At 62.6% G+C, this 7082-nt stretch carries 7 protein-coding genes; 4 read left to right on the top strand and 3 right to left on the bottom strand.

Annotated features, from left to right (window positions below):
* On the top strand, nt 1-1141 hold a 1141-nt coding region (lnt, locus tag Q0602_RS03380; protein ID WP_298838977.1), incomplete at its 5' end, for an apolipoprotein N-acyltransferase.
* Between the two features lie 82 nt (nt 1142-1223).
* On the opposite strand, the gene Q0602_RS03385 is transcribed toward lnt, so the two are convergent.
* Nucleotides 1224-1760 (bottom strand): DsrE family protein, encoded by a 537-nt coding sequence (locus Q0602_RS03385; RefSeq protein WP_298838980.1) that lies wholly within the window; start codon nt 1758-1760, stop codon nt 1224-1226.
* A gap of 166 nt (nt 1761-1926) precedes the next feature.
* On the opposite strand from Q0602_RS03385, the gene dsbD reads away from it, so the two are divergent.
* The 3 genes from dsbD (at nt 1927) to dsbG (ending at nt 5543) form a co-directional block, all read left to right on the top strand.
* Nucleotides 1927-3858, top strand: coding sequence for a protein-disulfide reductase DsbD (gene dsbD / locus Q0602_RS03390; protein ID WP_298838983.1), 1932 nt, complete (start codon nt 1927-1929; stop codon nt 3856-3858).
* Nucleotides 3859-3860: 2 nt separating this feature from the next.
* A complete protein-coding gene (locus Q0602_RS03395) occupies nt 3861-4685 on the top strand; it encodes a prolipoprotein diacylglyceryl transferase family protein (protein WP_298838986.1) in 825 nt (274 codons plus the stop codon).
* 75 nt (nt 4686-4760) lie between these two features.
* Nucleotides 4761-5543, top strand: a complete 783-nt coding sequence (dsbG, locus tag Q0602_RS03400) for a thiol:disulfide interchange protein DsbG (protein ID WP_298838989.1) — start codon at nt 4761-4763, stop codon at nt 5541-5543.
* A gap of 65 nt (nt 5544-5608) precedes the next feature.
* On the opposite strand, the gene Q0602_RS03405 is transcribed toward dsbG, so the two are convergent.
* The gene (locus Q0602_RS03405; RefSeq protein WP_298838992.1) at nt 5609-6913 is read right to left on the bottom strand and encodes an ATP-binding protein; all 1305 of its coding nucleotides are present in this window, start codon (nt 6911-6913) and stop codon (nt 5609-5611) included.
* On the bottom strand, nt 6910-7082 hold a 173-nt coding region (locus Q0602_RS03410), incomplete at its 5' end, for a winged helix-turn-helix domain-containing protein (protein WP_298838994.1). The genes Q0602_RS03405 and Q0602_RS03410, both read right to left, overlap by 4 nt.

Raw genomic sequence — 7082 nt, forward strand, 5'->3', positions numbered from 1 at the left:
TGAGTTTGTCGGCCACCTTTCTCTCTCGCATACCAACCAGATAATCCGGATACCCGCTTTTCGTAGCTGGGCATTCACCGGTTTTCCATGGCTACTGTTGGGTAGTGCTCAAGTAGATTCGCCCATAGCGACATGGGCGCCTATTGGTGGGGTTTATTTACTTTCACTAATCGTCGCTTTGACGGGGACATTACTAGTCGAGTTTTTCCGGCGACGCTGGTGGGCTGCGGTGCCCATCGCTATGCTCTGGCTCGCTACACTAGCGATGCCAGCCCAGTGGACCCACGAGGCCGGAGATCCACTGAGGTTCGCGCTAATTCAGGGCAACTTGCCTCAACTCGAGAAGTGGAGCTCAGAGGGCCAGCGTGACGCACTGGAGGTTTATGCTCGGATGACCCATGAACTACCCATGAACGCCGATGTCGTTGTCTGGCCTGAGACGGCATTGCCAATGTTCGCGAATCAGGCTCGCCCCTATCTTGAACGCCTGCAGGCTTCACTTCCTCCTGATACAGCGCTTCTCACCGGTATCGTAGAAGGTGACCGCGACGAGCGTTATTACAATGCCATCATCGGCACCGGGGCGGTGCAAGGGGAGTATCGCAAGTCGCACCTGGTTCCCTTCGGTGAGTTTCTTCCCCTGGATTTCATGCTCCGCGACGTGATCGATTTTTTCGATCTTCCGATGTCGGACTTCAGCGCCGGGGCTGAATCGCAGCCGCCGATTTTTACCCACGAAGTCGCTATCGGGAACGCTATCTGCTACGAGATCGTCTATCCCGATTTGGTCGCCGAGCGCGCCCGAAACGCCAAAGCGTTGCTTACGGTCTCTAATGACACCTGGTTTGGCCGCTCAATCGGGCCTCTGCAGCACCTGCAGATGGCGAGGCTGCGGGCGCTCGAGAACGGTCGTTATGTGATACGCGCGACTAATAACGGTGTTACCGCGATCATCGACGATCAGGGTAATCTGCGACAGCGCGGCCCACAGTTTGAAGCAACAAGCGTCATTGGCGAAGTTACACCTATGACTGGGCTGACCCCGTTTAGCCGCGTTGGTAGCTTGCCAACCTGGCTGCTTGCCGCTCTGTTGGTGCTACTAGGAATCAGGAAAAGGAGTTTTCGTCGGCGGGAATATTAATGAAAATTCAAAGAGTTCACCGAGCGCCTCGCCTCCCTCGGATATGTCCCGTTCATACTCCGATAACGGAATATAGCCATTCTTATAGATTAAGCAGAACAAACCCATTTCTTCCAAGTGCCAACGATGCGCTCAAGCCCGACTGCACCGGCTCGATACCGGCTTCGACCTCCTCGAGCGACAGTCCTTGAGCGGCCAGCGCCTGCAGGCAGACCAGCACGGGCACCCCTTGCTGGCGCAGGGTGTTCCACCAGGGCGCGTTTGGGTTTTCCTCGAGTGACGGCTCGGCAATCCGCTCGCGATAGGCTGCAGATTTCAACACGCATGGCGTCGCCGGCCCGGCAACGACGACCACGGCGCGACACGCCACCTCGGCCTGTGACATCAGATTGAGCGTTCGTACCAACCGCATGACACCGCCATGCACTCGATCCGGCGCATCGGCCGCACTGGAAATCTGAAAGAGCCCATGACAGGTCTCGCCGGGCGCGGGAAGCCACTGATCGACCGTCTGGCCCGCAGGCGGCGGCGAATCGGGGATCGCCAGTTCGGCATTACCGGGTTTGCCTCGAATCAGCCCCAAAGAGTCGAGCCACTGCGATGAGGGGTAATTGTGCATTTTGACCTCCGCTTAGATCTCATAAAAAGAATAACGATATTCAATAAATGAATATACGCTACCGGCAGCGATAGCAAGGGTTCATTTTCAGCTCATCCCCATGGGCCAATCTGTCGCCATCGAATCAGGAGCGCAGCCGATGCGGGCAGGAACGAAGGGGAAGTCAATGCGGTCAAGGCGAGTCCAGTGGATCATGATGCTGGCATTGCTCGGTGTCGCCACGCTGTCCATGGCGCAGGATCCGTTCGAGCAACAGAGCGACTTCCTGCCGCCGGATCAGGCCTTCGAACCGACGCTGATACAAGACGGCGACGAGGTGGAAATCGACTGGCAGATCGAGCCCGGTTACTACCTTTATCGCCACAGCTTCTCTGCTCAGGCCGATGAGCGCGAACTGTCGCTCGATATCCCCGAAGGGGAGACCATCGAGGACGAGTACTTCGGTCGTTCCGAGATCTATCGTCATGCGTTGAGCATGACCACGCAGCCCGGGGAAGCCGATACCATTACCCTTCATTGGCAGGGTTGCGCCGATGCCGGCCTCTGCTATCCGCCGCAGCAGCGAACCTTCGAGCTGGAATCCGTAGCCGGTGCCTCGGGGAGCAGCACCACCGACGCGAACGCGCCGGGAACGGATGCCTTGGCCGATGTGCCGAATGCGTCATCCGCGGCATCAGCGTCTGTCGCGTCAGGCTCCACCACTCAGCCTGAGCCCCGGACAGACGCCGCGATGGCGGAAGATCAGCAACTGGCGGCGCAGCTCGCCGGTGGCAACGGGATCTGGACGCTGGCAGCGTTCTTCGGCATGGGGCTGCTGTTGACCTTCACGCCCTGCGTACTGCCGATGATCCCCATCCTCTCCAGTCTGATCGTCGGCCAACGTCGCAGCGGGGAGAATCCGCGAGCCGCCGGCTTCGTGCTCTCGCTCGCCTACGTTCTCCCCATGGCTGCAACCTACGCGATACTGGGTGTGGCCGCGGCCATGGCTGGCGCCAATCTGCAGATGCTGTTTCAGAATGTCTGGTTCATCGGCATTTTCTCGGTGCTGTTCGTGGTACTGGCGCTCGCCATGTTCGGTGCCTTCGAGCTCGAACTGCCGCGGGCGCTGCGTCAACGCCTGGATGCGGGACTGTCGAGACAGCGCGGCGGCCGATTCAAGGGCGTCGCCGTCATGGGGGTGCTCTCCGCCCTGCTGGTCGGCCCCTGTATGACCGCCCCACTCGCCGGCGCTCTGCTCTTCATCGCCGACACCAGCAATCCGTGGTTGGGCGGTGCGGCACTGCTCGCGCTGGGCCTCGGCATGGGCGCCCCGCTGGTTCTGATCGGCACGCTCGGCAGCCAGTTGCTGCCCAGGCCCGGTGCCTGGATGACCCGCGTCAAGGCGCTGTTCGGCTTCGTGCTGCTGGGCATGGCGATCTGGTTCGTCGCCCGAATCCTCTCGGATGCCCTCGTTCTTGGCCTGTGGGGCGCGCTGGGCCTGGGCTCTGCGATCTCTCTCGTCGCCATGGCACGTGGTAACGACCCAGATGGCAATAGGCCGAGAGGTGTCCTTCCCCAGGTTGCGACAGCCAGTGCCGCCATCATCGGTCTGTGGAGCGCGTTGATCCTGATCGGTGCCGCCGGTGGCGCCAACGACCCTTGGCGACCGCTGTCGGTCTACGTCCCGAGCGGTGTGGCAACGACCTCGCAGGGTGCCAACGGAGCCGGGCCTATCGCGTTCGACGACGTGAAGGATCTGGCCACGCTCGAACGCCGCGTCCGGGCAACCGCCAACAGCGGCCAGATGACACTGGTCGAATTCACCGCCGACTGGTGTGTCTCCTGCGAAGTCATCGAACAGGAAGTGTTCAGCGACCCGACCGTCAAGGAGACGCTCCAGGACGTGCAGCGACTGAGTATCGACGTCACGGATTACGACAACGAGGATCAGGCGATCATGCAGCACTTCGCCATCGTCGGCCCGCCGACCCTGATGTGGTTTGGCCCCGACGGTCGGGAGCAGCGCAGCGCCCGCATCATCGGTGAACTGGATGCCGAAGCCTTTCTCGACCGCTACGCGCAAGCCAAACAGCGCGCCAACGAGTCCACGGAGGGCTGACCATGAATCCGCTCGATCGCAGTATCGCTCTGGGGCCGCTGGGCGTGAGTCTGGGCCAGCTTCTGCTGACCCTGGCCATGGTCGTCGCGCTGATCGTGGGTGCCTGGATGGGCCGTCGTCGACAGGTCAGTGTCGGCGATGTTCTGTTCAATGCGTTGCTGATTGGCGTCATCGGCGCACGCATCGTATTCGTGGCCCGCTACTGGCAGAGCTACGACACCTTTTGGTCCTGGCTAGACATCCGGGATCGCGGGTTCGAGCCACTGGCCGGGCTGGCTATCGCTCTCGTTTATCTGGCCTGGCGTTTCTGGCGGCAGCCGGCCATGCGCCGCCCCCTAGGTGCAGCGGTTCTCTCCGGTGCGCTGGCGTGGTCGATGACCGCTGGCGCGCTGACGCTGATGGCGCCCCGCGGAGTGAGCCTGCCCTCGATCCCGCTGGTAGATCTCGATGGCTCGCCGGTAGCCCTGCCCACCGTGCTGCAGGAAGCTGGCCGGCCCATGGTGATCAATCTCTGGGCGAGCTGGTGTCCGCCCTGCCGTCGCGAGATGCCGATACTGGAACAGGCCCAGCAGGCACGGGACGACGTGTCGTTCGTGTTCGTCAATCAGGGCGAGAGCGTCGACACCGTCGAGACGTTTCTGCAAAGGGAGTCCCTCTCGCTCGATCATCTCTATCGCGATCCGGACATGACCTTCGGTCGCGAAGTGGGGGCCATGGCCATGCCGACCACCCTCTACTACGACGCCGACGGCCAGCTCGTCGATACCCACTTCGGTGAGCTTTCCCGTGCCACGCTCGATCGCAGTCTCGAGCGCTTCACCCCATGACGGTCCAGACGCGCTTTCAACCCGAGCGCTTCACTCGACCTTCCCGCTAGACATTAACAAACGGAGACGACAACGATGCAAAATCACGCCCCCCGAATAATGCCACTACGGCTCGCGCTGCCATTGGCTGCCGGTATTGCCCTGGCGGCAAGCCTGCCCGCCGCCGCCGCCGACTGGCCGGCGCCGATTCAGACACTCGAGCAGCAGGGCCTCACCATTCACGGTGAATTCGATGCCCCCGGCGGTCTCAAGGGCTACGCTGCCAGCATTAGAGGACAGAGTGTGGCCGCTTATCTGACGCCGGACGGAGAGCATGCCGTCGTCGGCACGCTGATCGACGCCCAGGGCCGCGACGTCTCTGCCGAGCCGCTGGAACAGCTCGTCGATGGACCCAAGAATGCCGAGCTATGGAAGACGATGGCGGAGCATCACTGGGTCCGCGAGGGCGATACCGATGCCTCGCGCGTGGTCTACACCTTCAGCGATCCCAACTGCCCCTACTGCCGCAAGTTCTGGCAGGATGCTCAGCCCTGGGTCGAAAGCGGTGATGTCCAGATTCGTCACCTGATGGTGGGCATTCTGAAAGCAGACAGCCCTGAGAAAGCCGCCGCGATTCTGGCGGCAGACGATCCCAGCGCCGCGATCGCCGAACACTATCGCACCGGTGCCATGCCGGACAGCGAGGAAACCGATCAGAGCGAGCAGTGGGTCGCCGACAACACGCAAGTGATGCGCGACGCCCAGCTCTATGCCACACCGGTGATTTTCTATCAGGACGACGATGGCGAGGTGCACAAGGTCATGGGCGCTCCCTCGCCGAACAAGCTGAACACCATTATGGGTAGCGACTCACCCTGAGCTTTCCTGTCCCCCCTGCTTATCCACCTCCTGCTCACCCGTCCTTGCTCATCCGCACGGACGACTCAGGCCAGGGGCAGCGAGAGGGTGACTCGCAGCCCGATCCCGTCGCCGGAGGTGAGCCGCAGGCTGCCGCCGGCCCGGGCGGCGATCGCCTCGACGATGGATAACCCCAGGCCGCTGCCCTGGGGATGATTGCCGCGATGAAAGCGCTCCGTCAGGCGGGCGATCTGCTCGGGCGGGATGGTCTCGCCCTGGTTGACGATGTCGATCACGGCCAAGCCATCCGCCTCGTGCGCCTCGATCTCGATCGGGGTGTCGGGCGAACCGTGACGCATGGCATTCTCGAGCAGATTGCGCAGCGCAATCACCAGCAGCTCCCCGGATAGCGCGACATGAAGTCGGTCGACTGATGCGCGCCAGTGGCACCGTTCACGACTGCCGGTCTCCACCATCGCGGCCTCCAGGGCCTCTCCCAGTCGCGTGGGGTCGACACTCCCCTGCGCGACCTCCTCGCTTTCCATGCGTGCCAACAACAGCAACTGGTCGAGCGTCTTCGTCAGCCGCCCCACCCCCGCCTCCGCCTGCTGCATCGCCTGTTGGTGGGGATCGCCGTCGACGCGTCGCGCGATCTGAAGATGGGTCCGAATCGCGGTCAGCGGCGTGCGCAGCTCATGCGCGGCATCGTCGGTAAAGCGCTGCTCCAACTCCAGCATGCGCCGGGTGCGCGCAAGCAGGGTGTTGAATCCATCGATCAGCGGACGAATTTCCCCCGGCAAACCGCGGATCGGCAGTGCCGAGAGATCGTCGTGATCGCGTGACATCAGGCGCCGCTGCAGCCTCGAAAGTGGCGACAGACCCCGGGTCACGCCCCACCACAGGGCGATCAGGCTGCCGATCGAAGCGAGTAAAAAGGGATAGAACGCCGCACGGCGTACCTGGGCCAGCAACGACTCCCGCTCCCGCAGGCGATCCGCCACGGTGATGCGCTTATCGTCGTCGATCAGGGTATAGACGCGCCAGCGCTGGCCGTTGTGATCGCGGTAGCTGTAGCCTTCGTCATCGACTGCGAGAACATCGTTCATTTCAGGGTGCGTACCCGCCACCACCTGCCCGCGCAGCGACGACACGCGGCAGGCGACGCCCTCGAGCGCAGGGATGGTCGACGTCTCGCCCACTTCTCCATCCCAGGCCGCGGCTGGCACGCGATCGAGCAGGCCGGCCACCATTCGCGCCGACTGAGCCAGGCGCTGATCCAGCGAACGCTCGAGCTGGGTAGAGAGATCGCGCATCGACCACGCCGCCGTCAGCCCCCACAGCAGCATCAGCGTGATCCCGAGCGTGGCGACGAGACGCAGCCGAAGGCTCATGAGGGCGTATCGCCATGCCGTCGATCGTCGGCGGGAAGCGCGCCGAGACGATAGCCGACGCCCCGGACCGTCTCGATGACATCGCGTCCCAACTTGCGACGCAACTGGTAGATATGCACGTTGAGGGCGTTGCTCTCGATCTCGTCATCGATGCCGTAAAGGCGATCCT

This window comes from uncultured Salinicola sp. (assembly GCF_937921195.1).
GTDB lineage: Bacteria > Pseudomonadota > Gammaproteobacteria > Pseudomonadales > Halomonadaceae > Salinicola.

Excerpts from the sequence above, each read along its gene's own strand:
- dsbD (WP_298838983.1), top strand. The coding sequence starts at position 1,927 with ATGCGGTCAAGGCGAGTCCAGTGGATCATGATGCTGGCATTGCTCGGT.
- dsbG (WP_298838989.1), top strand. The coding sequence starts at position 4,761 with ATGCAAAATCACGCCCCCCGAATAATGCCACTACGGCTCGCGCTGCCA.
- Q0602_RS03385 (WP_298838980.1), bottom strand. The coding sequence starts at position 1,760 with ATGCACAATTACCCCTCATCGCAGTGGCTCGACTCTTTGGGGCTGATT.
- Q0602_RS03405 (WP_298838992.1), bottom strand. The coding sequence starts at position 6,913 with ATGAGCCTTCGGCTGCGTCTCGTCGCCACGCTCGGGATCACGCTGATG.
- Q0602_RS03395 (WP_298838986.1), top strand. The coding sequence starts at position 3,861 with ATGAATCCGCTCGATCGCAGTATCGCTCTGGGGCCGCTGGGCGTGAGT.